The sequence below is a fragment of the Rhodosalinus halophilus genome, from assembly GCF_003298775.1.
GTDB classification, from domain to species: domain Bacteria; phylum Pseudomonadota; class Alphaproteobacteria; order Rhodobacterales; family Rhodobacteraceae; genus Rhodosalinus; species Rhodosalinus halophilus.
The window spans coordinates 180,271-193,742 of sequence record NZ_QNTQ01000001.1 but is presented as its reverse complement, the minus strand read 5'-3'; the positions used below and the strand labels follow the sequence as shown (position 1 = coordinate 193,742).

Below are 13,472 nucleotides of genomic sequence, written 5' to 3'. Positions count from 1 at the left end.
CTGACCATGCACATGAGCGGCACGCGGGACATCCGCGCCGATCGCGAAACCGTCTGGGCGGCCCTCCTCGACGCGGAGGTGCTCAAGGCCTCGGTCCCCGGGTGCCAGGAGCTCGACGGAACGGCGGAAGAGGGGTTTCACGCGACCGTGACCCAGAAGGTCGGCCCGGTGAAGGCGACCTTCAAGGGCACGGTCACGCTCTCCGAGATGAAGGAGCCCGAAAGCCTGCACCTCGCCGGAGAGGGCAAGGGCGGCGCGGCGGGCTTCGCCAAGGGCGGCGCGGACGTGACGCTGGAGGAGACCGAGGAGGGCACGCGGCTGACCTACGATGTCGACGCGAAGGTGGGCGGCAAGCTCGCGCAGCTCGGCTCGCGCGTGATCGACGGATTCGCCAAGAAGATGGCGGACCAGTTCTTCGAACGCTTCCAGGAGGCGGTCGAGGGGCCGAGCGACCCCGAGGAGGCGCCCGAGGCGGAAGCCACGGGCGGCAAGAAGGGCTGGTTCAAGCGATTGGTGAAGCGCGACGCCTGAGGGCGCGCGCGACACGGATATCTGACGATAGGGAGGACTGGATGACCAAGGTCAGCATGACGGTGAACGGCGAGGCGGCCGAGGGCGAGGTCGAGGGCCGCACGCTGCTGGTGGAGTTCCTGCGCGAGGAGCTGGGGCTCACCGGCACGCATGTGGGCTGCGACACCTCGCAATGCGGGGCCTGCGTTGTGCATGTGGACGGCAAGGACGTGAAGGCCTGCACCATCTTCGCGCTCGAAGCCGAGGGCGCGGAGGTGCGCACCATCGAGGGGATGGCCAATCCCGACGGCTCGCTCAACGTGATCCAGCAGGCATTTCAGGATCACCACGGGCTGCAGTGCGGCTTCTGCACGCCGGGCATGGTGATGTCGGCGGCGGCGCTGCTGGCCGAGAACCCCAAGCCCAGCGAGCACGAGATCCGCGACTACCTCGAGGGCAACATCTGCCGCTGCACCGGGTATCACAACATCGTCAAGGCGATCATGGCGGCCTCGGGGCAGGATGTGAGCCGTATCGCCGCGGAATGATCCCGGCGCCGCGCCGGGCAGCGACCGGCGCGACATGGGTATTTGCGGACCATTGAAAGAGGCAGGGTCGCGAAGAGGGGCGCGGCCCACCCAGGGAGGACGACAGACATGCCGAAGGATCATGGCATAGGCGCCGCCAGCAAGCGGCGCGAGGACGTGCGGTTCCTGACGGGAACCGGGAACTACACCGACGACATCAACCTGCCCAGGCAGCTTTACGTGCATTTCCTGCGCTCGGACATCGCGCACGGGGAGATACGGCACATCGACACCTCCACGGCCGAGGGGATGCCGGGGGTGAAGCGCGTCTTTACCGGCAAGGACTTCGAGGGGGTGGGCGGGCTGCCCTGCGGCTGGCAGGTGACGGACCGGCACGGCGCGCCCATGCAGGAGCCCGCGCATCCGGTGATCGCGCAGGGCAAGGTGCGCCACGTGGGCGAGATCCTGGCCGCGGTCGTGGCCGACAGCCGCGAGCGCGCGCGCGACGCGGCGGAGGCGATCGAGTTCGACATCGCCGAGCTTCCGGCGGTGGTGGACATGAAGGCGGCGCTGGCCTCCGACGCGCCGAAAGTGCACGAGGATCTCACGAGCAACCTCTGCTACGACTGGGGCTTCGTCGAGGACAACCGCGACAAGGTGGATGAGGCGATCCGCACCGCGGCGCATGTCACCACGCTGGAACTCGTCAACAACCGGCTGGTCGCCAACCCGATGGAGCCGCGCGTGGCGGTGGGCGACTATCACCGCGCCACCGACGAATCGACGCTCTACACCACCAGCCAGAACCCGCATGTCATCCGCCTGCTCATGGGGGCCTTCGTCCTCGGCATCCCCGAGCACAAGCTGCGCGTGGTGGCGCCCGACGTGGGCGGCGGCTTCGGCTCGAAGATCTTCCACTATGCCGAGGAGGCCTTCGTCACCTTCGCCGCGCGGCAGCTGGGGCGGCCGGTAAAATGGACCTCGACCCGGTCCGAGGCCTTCATGTCGGACGCGCACGGGCGCGATCACGTCACGAAGATCGAACTGGCGCTCGACGCGGACCACAACTTCACCGCGATCCGGACCGAGACCCACGCCAACATGGGCGCCTATCTCTCGACCTTCGCGCCCTCGGTGCCCACCTGGCTCCACGGCACGCTGATGGCGGGCAACTACCGCACGCCCGCGATCTACGTGAACGTGAAGGCGGTCTTCACCAACACGGTGCCGGTCGACGCCTACCGCGGCGCGGGCCGGCCCGAGGCGACCTATCAACTCGAGCGCGTGATCGACAAGGCGGCGCGCGAACTGGGCGTCGATCCGGTGGAGCTGCGGCGCAAGAACTTCGTCACCGAGTTTCCCTATGCCACGCCGGTCGCCGTGGAATACGACACCGGCGACTACAACGCGACGATGGACAAGCTGGCCGAGATCGCGGATTTCGCGGGCTTCGAGGCGCGCCGCAAGGAGAGCGAGGCACGCGGAAAGCTGCGCGGGCTCGGCGTGAACTGCTACATCGAGGCCTGCGGCATCGCGCCCTCGAACCTGGTGGGCCAGCTCGGCGCGCGGGCGGGGCTTTACGATGCCGCGACCGTGCGGGTGAACGCCACCGGGTCGATCAGCGTGATGGTCGGCGCGCACAGCCACGGGCAGGGGCACGAGACCTCCTTCCCGCAGGTGATCGCCGAGATGCTGGGCATCGACGAGAGCCAGGTCGATATCGTGCATGGCGACACCTCGAAGATCCCCTTCGGCATGGGTACCTACGGCTCGCGCTCCATCGCGGTCTGCGGCTCGGCCATGGTGCGCGCGACCGAGAAGGTGATCGCCAAGGCGAAGAAGATCGCGGCGCACCTGCTGGAGGCCTCCGAGGCCGACATCGAGCTCAAGGATGGCCAGTTCACCGTGGCGGGCACCGACAAGTCGGTGGCCTGGGGCGACGTGACGCTGGCGGCCTACGTTCCGCACAACTACCCGCTCGAGGATATCGAGCCGGGGCTGGAGGAGACGGCCTTCTACGACCCGGCCAACTTCACCTTCCCGGCCGGCGCCTATGCCTGCGAGGTCGAGGTCGACCCCGAGACCGGCAAGGTCACGATCGAGCGCTTCGCCGCAGCCGACGATTTCGGCAACGTCATCAACCCGATGATCGTGGACGGGCAGGTGCACGGCGGGCTCGCGCAGGGGATCGGGCAGGCGCTGCTCGAGAACTGCGCCTACGACGCGAATGGGCAGCTCGTCTCGGCCAGCTACATGGACTATGCCATGCCGCGCGCCGACGACGTGCCCTTCTACGCGGTCGATCATTCCTGCCAGACGCCCTGCACGCACAATCCGCTGGGCGTGAAGGGCTGCGGCGAAGCCGGCGCCATCGGCTCGCCGCCCTCGGTCGTGAACGCGGTGATCGACGCGCTGCACTCGGGCGGCCACAAGGTGGCGCATATCGACATGCCGCTGACGCCCTCGCGCGTCTGGGCGGCGATGCAGGGCTGAGAACACCCGCGGCGGCGCGCGCCCGCGCCGCCGCGACGGGGTATTTGGGGACCATTGAAAGGGGGCAGGGCGCGTGGCGCCGCCCTTGGGAGGACCGGAAAGATGTATGCATTCGATTTCGTGCGCCCGAAGAGCCTGAACGAGGCGGTGGAGGCGCTGCAGCCGGAAGAGGCGATGGCGCTGGGGGGCGGGCAGACCCTGATTCCCACGCTGAAGCAGCGGCTGGCCAGCCCCTCGAAACTCGTGAGCCTGAAGGGCGTCGAGGAGATCCGCGGCATCTGCCGCGACGATCAGGGCCGGGTCTGCATCGGCGGCGGCACGACGCACGCCGAGGTGGCGGCCGGCGTGCCGGAGTATCCCGCGCTGGCCGCGCTTGCCGCCAACATCGGCGACCCGGCGGTGCGCAACCGCGGCACCATCGGCGGCAGCCTCGCCAACAACGACCCCTCCGCCTGCTACCCGGCGGCGGCGCTCGCCTCTGGCGCCACGATCGTCACCAACACCCGGGAGATCGCCGCCGACGACTACTTCGAGGGGATGTTCATGACCGCGCTCGAAGAGGGCGAGATCATCACCGAGGTGCGCTTTCCCGTGCCGCAGGCCGCCAACTACCAGAAGTTCGAGCAGCCGGCCTCGCGCTTCGCGCTCGTGGGCGTGTTCGTGGCGAAGTTCGAGGACGGGGTGCGCGTCGCCGTGACCGGCGCCTCGGAAGAGGGCGTCTTCCGCTGGACCGAGGCGGAGGAAGCGCTGTCGTCGAACTTCTCGCCCGACGCGGTGCAGGGGCTTTCGGTGCCCGCCGAGGGCATGATCGGCGATCTGCACGGCTCGCCCGAGTATCGCGCGCATCTGGTGGGCGTGATGACCCGCCGGGCGGTCGCGGCGGCGGGCTGAGCCCGCCGCTTGCGCCGGATCAATGCGCGGCGGCACGCCGCCGCGTCTCCTTGCCCCGGTCAGCGCAAGGAGGGTCCATGACAACCGTCATCAAGGTGCCCGAAGCCGTCGGGGTGTTCGACAGCTTCGAGGCGTTGCAGGCTGCGATATACGATCTGATGATCGCAGGGTTCAGCCGCTGGGACATCAGCCTGCTGGGCGGCCAGAAGGCTCTCGAGGCGAAGCTCGGCGAACGCTTCTGGCACGCCGAGGATCTGGAAGACGACCCCGAGGCGCCGCGCGCCCATTTCGTCGAGGAGGAGGCGATCGGGGAACTCGAGGGCGGCATCGCCGGCGGCTTCTTCTTTCTCGGCTCCTACATCGCCATGGCGGCGCTGCTGATGCCGGCCAGCACGCTCGCGGCCTCCATCGCCGCCATCGCCATCGGCGGCGGGCCGGCCGCCGTGCTTGGTGCGCTGCTCGCGCGACGGGTGCACAAGCATCACCGCGACTATTACGCAGAGCAGATCAGACACGGCGGCCTGCTGCTCTGGGTCCGCGTGGCGGACAAGGAGAAGGAGCGCCGCGCCGTCGAGATCATGCAGGGGCACTCGGGACGGGACGTGCACGTCCACGACTGGAGCGAGTAGGGGCTTTCTGGCGTCGTCCCTTTTTCCTAGGCTTCCCTCCGGACCCGGAGCGGGGAAGGGGACGGCCACATGCAACTCGAGCCGCAGGACATCCGTCTGCTCGCCGCGCTGCAGCGCGACAGCCGGCTTTCCACGGCGGAGCTCGCCGAGGTGGCGGGGATGTCGCCCTCGGCCGCCTGGCGGCGGGTGAAACGGCTGGAGTCCGAGGGCGTGATCCGCGCCTGGCGCGCCGAGGCCGACCCCCGCGCCTGCGGGCTGACCTTCCAGGCCATCGTGCACGTCCAGCTCACCCGGCACGAGCCGGACACGCTGGATCGCTTCATCCGGGCGATGAAGTCGCGCGAGGAGGTGATGGACTGCTTCGCCACCACCGGCGAGGCCGACTATCACCTGCGCGTGCTCTGCGCCGACATCGACGCCTACAACCGCTTTCTCGAGGAGTTCCTCTTTCGCGTCCCGGGCGTGGCCAGCGCGCGCACCAACGTCGTGCTGCGCGAGGTCAAGCGGAGCGCGACGCTGCCTCTTTAGAGCGTGTTGCGTTCAAGCGGAAACGTTTCGGCGACGGGCTGGTGACTCCGATCCGCCACAACACGCTCGAGATCTAGAGCGCGGCGCAGAGCTGCGCGCAGCCCAGCACGGCCGCCGCGTCGTCGGCGATGACCCGCACGGGGATCGTCTCGGTCAGCGGATCGGCGCGGAAGGCGTCCGCAAAGCCGTTGCGCAGCAGATGCGGGGCCACGGCGCGGGCGAGCCCGCCCGCGAGCCAGACGCCGCCGAGCGCCAGATGCGCCAGGGCGAGATCCCGCGCGAACTGCCCGAGCAGCCGCGCGTGAAGCGCGACCGCGGCCTGCGCCTGCGCTTCGCCGGCCGCGCAGGCGGTCAGCACCTCCTGCGGGCTGGGCCTGCCGTGCCCGCCCGCGAATCCCCAGAGCTGCGTGAGCCCGCGACCGGACAGCGCCTCTTCGACCGTGGCGGCGCCCACATGCGCGCGCAGCCACCCGGCGAGTCGCAGCGTCTCGGCGTCATGCGCGGGCAGGCCCATGTTGCCGGCCTCCGACGGGGGCACGAGCGGCAGGGAGGCCTCGGGGCGCGGATGGGCCGCGGCGCAGTTCACGCCGGTGCCCAGCCCGATCACCAGCCGCGCCGCGCCCGGCTGCGGTCGCCCGTCGAGCAGGGGATCCTGCGCCGCCTCGCTCAGCCGGTCGAGCGCCAGCGCCTGCGCCTGCAGGTCGTTGAGCAGCCGGACGCGCGCGAGCCCCAACCCGCGCGCGAGCGCCTCCGCCTGGATCTCCCAGCCGCGGTTGCGCATCCAAGCCGTCTCCCCCCGCAGCGGGCCCGCCACCGCGAGGCAGGCCATCCCGGGACGCGCGTCCAGGTGGCGCAGGTAGTCCGCGAGCATCGCCTCCGCGCTGTCGTGGCCGGCGGTGAGGTAGCGTGCGGCCGATCCCGGCAGCGGAATGCCGCCGCGCGCCAGCGCGAGCCGCGCCGTGGTGGCGCCGATATCGCCCACGAGGGCGAGCGCGTCCGAGCCGTCTGTCATGATCCTGTCCCGCCTCGCGCGACGCTAGCCGCCGGCAGCGCCGCGGTCAAAGCCTGCCGCAGGCGCGCCACAGGCAGTGTTCATCTTTCGTTCACATTTTTGGATTGGCGAAGGCCCTCCGCTCCACTATCTCTGTCTTCAGTTCAGGGGGTGTCCGATGGCCGAGCTCAAGTCCATCCAGGTGCGCGGTGCGCGCGAGCACAATCTCAAGGGCGTCGATGTCGACATCCCCCGCGACAGGCTCGTCGTCATCACCGGGCTGTCGGGCTCGGGCAAGTCGAGCCTCGCCTTCGACACGATCTATGCCGAGGGGCAGCGCCGCTACGTCGAATCGCTCTCGGCCTACGCGCGGCAGTTCCTCGACATGATGGAAAAGCCCGACGTGGACCACATCGCGGGCCTCAGTCCCGCGATCTCGATCGAGCAGAAGACGACCAGCAAGAACCCGCGCTCCACCGTCGGCACGGTCACCGAAATCTACGACTATCTCCGCCTGCTTTTCGCGCGCGCGGGCACCCCCTACAGCCCGGCCACCGGCCAGCCCATCGAGGCGCAGCAGGTGCAGGACATGGTGGACGCCGTGATGCGCATGGAGGAGGGCACGCGCGCCTACCTGCTCGCGCCCATCGTGCGCGACCGCAAGGGCGAGTACCGCAAGGAGATGCTGGAACTCCGCAAGCAGGGCTTCCAGCGGGTGAAGGTGGACGGCGCCTTCCACGAGCTCGACGAGCCGCCGACGCTCGACAAGAAATACCGCCACGACATCGACGTTGTCGTGGACCGCATCGTGGTGCGCGAGGGGATGGAGACGCGGCTGGCCGACAGTTTCCGCACCGCGCTTGACCTCGCCAACGGGATCGCCGTGCTCGAGACCGCCCCGCGCGAGGGCGAGGGCGAGCCCGAGCGCATCACCTTCTCCGAGAATTTCGCCTGCCCGGTCTCGGGCTTCACCATCCCCGAGATCGAGCCGCGGCTGTTTTCCTTCAACGCGCCCTTCGGGGCCTGCCCCTCCTGCGGCGGGCTGGGGGTCGAGCTTTTCTTCGATCCCGCGCTGGTGGTGCCCGACGCGGCGCTGCGGATCGGCGACGGCGCCATCGCGCCCTGGCGGAAGGGCAAGTCGCCCTATTTCACGCAGACCATCGAGTCGCTCGCCCGCCACTACGAGTTCGACCGCAACGCGCGGTGGAAGGATCTGCCGGCGCATGTCCAGCAGGTGTTCCTCTACGGCTCGGGCGAGGACGAGATCCTCTTCCGCTACGACGAGGGCGGGCGCGTCTATCAGGTCACCCGCAGCTTCGAGGGCGTGATCCCCAACATGCAGCGGCGCTACCGCGAGACCGACAGCGCCTGGGTGCGCGAGGAGTTCGAGCGCTACCAGAACAACCGGCCCTGCCACGCCTGCGGCGGCCACCGCCTGCGCGACGAGGCGCTGGCGGTGAAGATCGGCGGGCTGCACATCGGCGAGGTCGTGCAGAAATCCATCCGCGACGCCTACGCCTGGATCGAGGCGGTGCCCGAGCACCTGAGCCAGCAGAAGAACGAGATCGCCCGCGCCATCCTCAAGGAGATCCGCGAGCGGCTGGGGTTCCTCAACAACGTCGGGCTGGAATACCTGACCCTCTCGCGCGCCGCCGGCACGCTCTCGGGCGGCGAGAGCCAGCGCATCCGGCTGGCCTCGCAGATCGGCTCGGGGCTGACGGGCGTGCTCTACGTGCTCGACGAGCCCTCCATCGGCCTGCACCAGCGTGACAACGACCGCCTGCTCGGCACGCTCAAGAACCTGCGCGACCAGGGCAACACGGTGATCGTCGTGGAGCACGACGAGGAGGCGATCCGCGAGGCCGACTTCGTGCTCGACATCGGCCCCGGCGCGGGCGTGCACGGCGGGCGGATCGTGGCGCAGGGCACGCCCGAGGAGATCGCCGCCGACCCGGCCTCGGTGACGGGGCAGTATCTCTCGGGCAGCCGCGAGATCCCTGTGCCGGCGGTCCGCCGCGCGGGCAACGGCAAGGCCCTCACCGTCGTCAACGCCCACGGCAACAACCTCAAGGACGTCACCGTGGACCTGCCACTGGGCAAGTTCGTCTGCGTCACCGGCGTCTCGGGCGGCGGCAAGTCCACGCTGACCATCGAGACGCTCTTCAAGACCGCCTCGATGAAGCTCAACGGGGCGCGGCAGGTGCCGGCGCCCTGCGAGACGATCCGGGGCCTGGAGCATCTCGACAAGGTCATCGACATCGACCAGCGCCCGATCGGGCGCACGCCGCGCTCGAACCCGGCCACCTACACGGGCGCCTTCACGCCCATCCGCGACTGGTTCGCCGGCCTGCCCGAGGCCAAGGCGCGCGGCTACAAGCCGGGGCGCTTCAGCTTCAACGTGAAGGGCGGGCGCTGCGAGGCCTGCCAGGGCGACGGGGTCATCAAGATCGAGATGCACTTCCTGCCCGACGTCTATGTCACCTGCGAAACCTGCAAGGGCGCGCGCTACAACCGCGAGACGCTGGAGATCAAATACAAGGGCAAGTCCATCGCCGACGTGCTCGACATGACCGTCGAGGACGCGCAGGCGTTCTTCAAGGCGGTGCCCGCCATCCGCGAGAAGATGGATGCGCTCTGCGAGGTGGGGCTCGGCTACATCAAGGTCGGCCAGCAGGCCACGACCCTCTCGGGCGGCGAGGCGCAGCGCGTCAAGCTCTCGCGCGAACTGGCCAGGCGCGCGACGGGCCGCACCCTCTACATCCTCGACGAGCCGACGACCGGCCTGCATTTCGAGGACGTCAGGAAACTCCTCGAAGTGCTGCACTCGCTTGTGGAGGCCGGCAACACCGTCGTGGTGATCGAGCACAACCTCGACGTCATCAAGACCGCCGACCACATCATCGACATCGGCCCCGAGGGGGGCGACGGCGGCGGCGAGATCGTCGCCGAGGGCACGCCCGAAGAGATCGCCCGCGTCGAACGCAGCCACACCGGCCGCTACCTCCGCCCGATGCTCGACGCGCGCAAGGTGGCGGCGGAGTAGCGCCCGTCTGGCGAAACCCGGGCGCCGCAGCGTCCGTCCCTTCTTCTTGGGTCAAATATCCCACGGGGGTGCGGGGGTGTGAAACCCCCGCGGTGCGGCGTCGGCCTCAGGCACGGGCGCTGCCGTCGTCGCGCGTGGACCAGCCGAGCAGGCGATAGGCCGGACACCAGCCCAGCAGACCCGACAGCGCCGGGATCGCGCCCAGCCAGAAGGCCCAGCGCCAGCCCGCCTCGGGCATCAGCCAGAAGCCGGAAATCAGCGCGAGGCCGATCACCACGCGCAGCACGCGATCCAGCATGCCGATGTTTGTATCGAACATGACACACCTCCTTCGCATCAGGTTTCCGACGCGCTAGGAGTTGGGAGCGGCACTCAAGGTTTCAAGAGGCAAGAGCGGCATGAGCGGACGGCAGAAGCGCAAGCTTGGACTGGCTCTCGGCTCGGGCGGCGCGCGGGGCTGGGCGCATATCGGCGCGATCCGCGCGCTCGAGGAGATCGGCGTGGAGCCCGACGTGATCGCCGGCTGCTCGATGGGCGCCGTGGTGGGCGCGGCCTGGGCGGCCGGCAAGCTCGACGCGCTGGAAGAGTTCGCGCGGAACATGACGCGCGCGGCCTTTCTCGCGCATTTCGATCTGCGGCTCACGGGGGGCGGGCTGGTGCGCGGCCGCGCGATCATGGAGGCGCTCGAGGAGATGGGGCTGCCCGACCGTTTCGAGAAGCTCGACCGCCCCTTCATCGCCGTGGCGACCGACATGAGCACCGGCCACGAGGTCTGGATGCAGGACGGCTCGCTGCTCGACGCGGTGCGCGGCTCGATCGCGATCCCCGGCTTCTTCGCGCCGCATCACGTCGAGGGCCGCTGGCTGCTCGACGGCGGCGTGATCAACCCGGTGCCCTCCTCGGCCTGCCGCGCGCTCGGCGCCGATATCACGATCGCGATCAACCCCAACGGGCGCGACGACGGACGGATCTGGGCGCCGGACGCCGCCTCGGAGGGCTTCTTCGACCGGCTGGGAGAGGCCGGCCTGATCGCCCAGCTGCCGCCTGCCTTGCGCGAGTTCTGGACGACGCGGGAGCCCAGGCCCGAGCCGCCCAACTATTTCGAGGTGGTCTCGGCGGCCATCGACATCCTCACCGAGTATCTGCGCAAGACCCGCGCGGCCAGCGACCCGCCGCATTTCGCCCTCGAGCTCGACCTGCGGCACATCACCTTCATCGAGATGTTCCGCGCGGCCGAGGCGATCGAGGCCGGCCGCGACGTCGTGATGGAGCACCGCGAACCGCTCGAGCAGCTCCTCGCCGATCTCTGAGCCGCCGCCCGGGGACGCCGGTCAGCCGACCCGGACCACGCAGGCCATCGCCGTGTCGCCGGCCGCGCAGCCCTGGAAGAGCCCGTAGCCGCCGCCCTTCAGCACCAGTTCCTCGATCAGTTCGATGATCCCCCGCAGCGCCGTGGGCCCCTGCGGATGGCCCCAGACGAGCGAGCACCCGTAGTTGTTCATCTGCGTGTAGGGGTCGATGTTGAAGCTGCGCGCGAAGGCGATGTCGTTGACGACGAAGGGGTTGTGGCTCTTGATCGCGGCGATGTCGCCGATCGACAGTGCCGCGCGCTCGAGCGCCTGGCGCGCGGCCGGGACGGGGGCGGCCGGCATGTAGCCGGGCTCTTCGCGGGCCTGTCCGAAGCTCACCAGCTCGATCTTCACCTCCGGGTCGGCGGACAGCTCCCGCGCGCGGGCCTCGGAGGTCACGATCGCGCCGGCGGCGCCGTCGGCCGGGTGGGTCTGGCCGCCGAAGGTGACGGTGCCGCCCTCCAGCACCGGCTTGAGCTTGCCGAGTTTTTCTTCCGAGGTGGGCGTCACCCCCTCGTCGCCCTCGAGCGTCACCATCTTGCCGCGCCCCGCGGCCGCAGGCGCTTCGAAGGGCAGCTCCATGTAGCGCTTCTGGAAGGCCCGGTCGTCGGCCAGCGCGTCGGCATATTGCTCGTAGCGGCGCAGCACGAGGGCGTGCTGTTCCTCGGTCGGGATGCCGAGGCGCGCGGCGACGTTCTCGGCAGTCTGCAGCATCGAGTTCTTCGCGAAAGGATCGCGGCCGAAGTTGTCGAGCACCCAGTCCTCCGACTTGCCCGTGCCCCCGGGGCCGGCGGGCGCGGGGTAATAGACGTGGGGGCCGTTCGACACGCGGTCGGTCGCGAGCGTCAGCACGGCGCCCGCGCCCGCGGCGACCTCGCCCGCGGCATGCGCCAGCAGCCGCGTGCCGGTGGCGCAGGCCTGGGTGATCGTGGGGCCGGCCAGCCGCTCGGCGCCCAGCGTCCCGGCGAGCCAGGGAAAGCCGTAGAAGCTCATGTGCTGCGGCACCGTCAGGCCCAGCGCGCCCGCGTCCAGCTCGGCCGGGTCCACGCCGATGCGCGCGAGCGCCCGCTCGGCGGCGATCCGGGCGAGCTCTAAGGCGTGGAGATGCGCGAGGCTGCCCTGCCAGCGGGCGAAAGGGGTGCTCCAGTAGGCCTTGTAGGGAATGAATGCGGGCATGGCGCTCTCCTGTTGCGGACCGGCGCAGTCATGCCCGACCGGCGCGGCCGGGACAATCCGCTTCCGCCGCGCGATGCCGGCTGACATTCCGGCGCCACGCCTGCTGATCCCCTTTGCCGCGCGGGGACGCGCGCGTCGGTTCCCGAGGCCTTCCTGACGACAACGGCCCGCACACGCCGGGCTGTTCTCCGGAGCGGATGCCCTCCGTGGCCGCGTCGACGCGGCACGGGGAGATCCACTCCGTGCGCGGCGCGCTTCTCAGGTAATTCCTGCGGTGGCAGGGCTCAGGGCAGGGCGGGAAAGTCGCCGCGCCGGTGCCCCTCGACCATCCGCCGCAGCGCCTCGGGCGCCACCACCTCTACCGCGTCGCCCCACTGATAGAGGTGCCAGGCCATCTCGAGGTGCCCTGACGCCCGAAAGCGCAGCGTGAGCGACCCGTCGGGCTCCTCGGTCATCTCCTGGTCGGGGTGAAAGAGGAACTCGCGTGCCACCTCGGCCGCGCGCGGGGCGAAGCGCCAGACGACCTCGCCGTATTCCGCCTCGGCATGGAAGGAGCCGAAGGCGCGCGCCGCATGCCCGGCGAGGTCGAAGTCGGGATCGCGGGGGAAGGCGCCCGGCTCCAGCCGCGCAGCGCCGATCCGGTCGAGGCGATAGTGCCGCATCCGCCCGTCGCCCCCCGTCTCGCGCCCGACGAGGTAGCGCCGGGTGCCGAGGAGCAGCCCGTAGGGCTCGACGAGGCGTTCGCGGGGGACGGCGTCGCGCGCGCCGGCATAGGTCAGCGTCAGCCGCTGCGGTGCCTTCAGCGCCTCGGCGATCACGCCGAGCAGGTCGCTGCGCACCCGAACGCGCGGCCCGGGCCGCGAGGCGAAGCCCTGCGCCTCGAGCAGGGCCTCGGCATCGGCCTCGACGCGCCGGGCGTGCGGCCCGGGCATCGCGGCGAGCAGACGGTCGCGCAGCCGCGCGAGCGCCTCGGCGTCGCGCGCCGCGCCGTCGCGCTCGGCCCGGCGGATCGACATCTCGAGCGCCGTGAGCTCCGCCTCCCGCAGCCCCTGCGCGAAGATCATCCGCGCCTCTGTCGGGTCGAGCTTCCAGCGCTTGCGCCGCTCCGCGTCGGTCCGCGTGCGCACGCCGCGGAAGGTGTCCTCGAGCGCGCGGGTCATGCGCTGCGCCGTGCGCCGGTCCACCTCGAAGGTCTCCGCGATCTCGTCGAGCGAGACACCGCCGTAGCGCGCGCCGGCCATCTCCGCGAGGCGAAGCAGATCGGTGGCCTTCCGGAAGCTCACGCCCCCCTCCCTGCGGATGGTCTCCGGCGGAAGGAGAGCACGATTCGCGCGG

Annotated in this window: 12 protein-coding genes; 8 read left to right on the top strand and 4 right to left on the bottom strand. The window is 70.3% G+C overall.

Annotation, left to right across the window (positions count from 1 at the left end; all coding sequences use genetic code 11):
- Window positions 1-6: 6 nt before the first annotated feature.
- From DRV85_RS00875 to DRV85_RS00850, 6 genes are all read left to right on the top strand, one after another.
- Window positions 7-531, top strand: a complete 525-nt coding sequence (locus tag DRV85_RS00875) for an SRPBCC family protein (RefSeq protein ID WP_113287541.1) — start codon at window positions 7-9, stop codon at window positions 529-531.
- A 41-nt stretch (window positions 532-572) separates the two neighbouring features.
- Window positions 573-1,058, top strand: coding sequence for a (2Fe-2S)-binding protein (locus DRV85_RS00870; protein ID WP_113287540.1), 486 nt, complete (start codon window positions 573-575; stop codon window positions 1,056-1,058).
- A 108-nt stretch (window positions 1,059-1,166) separates the two neighbouring features.
- The gene (locus DRV85_RS00865) at window positions 1,167-3,530 is read left to right on the top strand and encodes a xanthine dehydrogenase family protein molybdopterin-binding subunit (protein WP_113287539.1); all 2,364 of its coding nucleotides are present in this window, start codon (window positions 1,167-1,169) and stop codon (window positions 3,528-3,530) included.
- A gap of 102 nt (window positions 3,531-3,632) precedes the next feature.
- Entirely contained in the window at window positions 3,633-4,421 is a 789-nt protein-coding gene (locus DRV85_RS00860) for an FAD binding domain-containing protein (RefSeq protein WP_113287538.1), read from the top strand.
- Window positions 4,422-4,498: 77 nt separating this feature from the next.
- Window positions 4,499-5,050 carry a hypothetical protein gene (locus DRV85_RS00855; RefSeq protein ID WP_113287537.1) on the top strand — a complete coding sequence of 184 codons (552 nt, stop codon included), beginning with the start codon at window positions 4,499-4,501 and terminating at the stop codon, window positions 5,048-5,050.
- A gap of 69 nt (window positions 5,051-5,119) precedes the next feature.
- Window positions 5,120-5,578, top strand: a complete 459-nt coding sequence (locus DRV85_RS00850) for an Lrp/AsnC family transcriptional regulator (RefSeq protein WP_113287536.1) — start codon at window positions 5,120-5,122, stop codon at window positions 5,576-5,578.
- Window positions 5,579-5,651: 73 nt separating this feature from the next.
- Here the strand turns inward: DRV85_RS00850 and DRV85_RS00845 are convergent, their stop codons facing one another.
- Window positions 5,652-6,590: a glucokinase gene (locus DRV85_RS00845; RefSeq protein WP_113287535.1), complete on the bottom strand. Its 939-nt coding sequence runs from the start codon at window positions 6,588-6,590 to the stop codon at window positions 5,652-5,654.
- Between the two features lie 157 nt (window positions 6,591-6,747).
- Here DRV85_RS00845 and uvrA point away from each other — a divergent pair, with 157 nt between their 5' ends.
- Complete coding sequence (gene uvrA, locus DRV85_RS00840) at window positions 6,748-9,612, top strand: excinuclease ABC subunit UvrA (RefSeq protein WP_113287534.1); 2,865 nt, start codon at window positions 6,748-6,750, stop codon at window positions 9,610-9,612.
- A gap of 106 nt (window positions 9,613-9,718) precedes the next feature.
- Here uvrA and DRV85_RS00835 read toward each other — a convergent pair whose 3' ends face one another.
- A complete protein-coding gene (locus DRV85_RS00835; RefSeq protein ID WP_113287533.1) occupies window positions 9,719-9,931 on the bottom strand; it encodes a YgaP family membrane protein in 213 nt (70 codons plus the stop codon).
- 79 nt (window positions 9,932-10,010) lie between these two features.
- Between DRV85_RS00835 and DRV85_RS00830 the strand changes: the two genes are divergently transcribed.
- A complete protein-coding gene (locus tag DRV85_RS00830; RefSeq protein WP_113287532.1) occupies window positions 10,011-10,922 on the top strand; it encodes a patatin-like phospholipase family protein in 912 nt (303 codons plus the stop codon).
- A 21-nt stretch (window positions 10,923-10,943) separates the two neighbouring features.
- Here the strand turns inward: DRV85_RS00830 and DRV85_RS00825 are convergent, their stop codons facing one another.
- Both DRV85_RS00825 and DRV85_RS00820 read right to left on the bottom strand, forming a co-directional pair.
- Complete coding sequence (locus DRV85_RS00825) at window positions 10,944-12,137, bottom strand: thiolase family protein (protein ID WP_113287531.1); 1,194 nt, start codon at window positions 12,135-12,137, stop codon at window positions 10,944-10,946.
- 284 nt (window positions 12,138-12,421) lie between these two features.
- Complete coding sequence (locus DRV85_RS00820) at window positions 12,422-13,420, bottom strand: helix-turn-helix transcriptional regulator (RefSeq protein WP_113287530.1); 999 nt, start codon at window positions 13,418-13,420, stop codon at window positions 12,422-12,424.
- Between the last annotated feature and the right edge of the window lie 52 nt (window positions 13,421-13,472).

Coding starts and splice junctions, on each gene's coding strand:
- DRV85_RS00875 (WP_113287541.1), top strand. CDS start 7: ATGCACATGAGCGGCACGCGGGACATCCGCGCCGATCGCGAAACCGTC.
- DRV85_RS00870 (WP_113287540.1), top strand. CDS start 573: ATGACCAAGGTCAGCATGACGGTGAACGGCGAGGCGGCCGAGGGCGAG.
- DRV85_RS00865 (WP_113287539.1), top strand. CDS start 1,167: ATGCCGAAGGATCATGGCATAGGCGCCGCCAGCAAGCGGCGCGAGGAC.
- DRV85_RS00860 (WP_113287538.1), top strand. CDS start 3,633: ATGTATGCATTCGATTTCGTGCGCCCGAAGAGCCTGAACGAGGCGGTG.
- DRV85_RS00855 (WP_113287537.1), top strand. CDS start 4,499: ATGACAACCGTCATCAAGGTGCCCGAAGCCGTCGGGGTGTTCGACAGC.
- DRV85_RS00850 (WP_113287536.1), top strand. CDS start 5,120: ATGCAACTCGAGCCGCAGGACATCCGTCTGCTCGCCGCGCTGCAGCGC.
- DRV85_RS00845 (WP_113287535.1), bottom strand. CDS start 6,590: ATGACAGACGGCTCGGACGCGCTCGCCCTCGTGGGCGATATCGGCGCC.
- uvrA (WP_113287534.1), top strand. CDS start 6,748: ATGGCCGAGCTCAAGTCCATCCAGGTGCGCGGTGCGCGCGAGCACAAT.
- DRV85_RS00835 (WP_113287533.1), bottom strand. CDS start 9,931: ATGTTCGATACAAACATCGGCATGCTGGATCGCGTGCTGCGCGTGGTG.
- DRV85_RS00830 (WP_113287532.1), top strand. CDS start 10,011: ATGAGCGGACGGCAGAAGCGCAAGCTTGGACTGGCTCTCGGCTCGGGC.
- DRV85_RS00825 (WP_113287531.1), bottom strand. CDS start 12,137: ATGCCCGCATTCATTCCCTACAAGGCCTACTGGAGCACCCCTTTCGCC.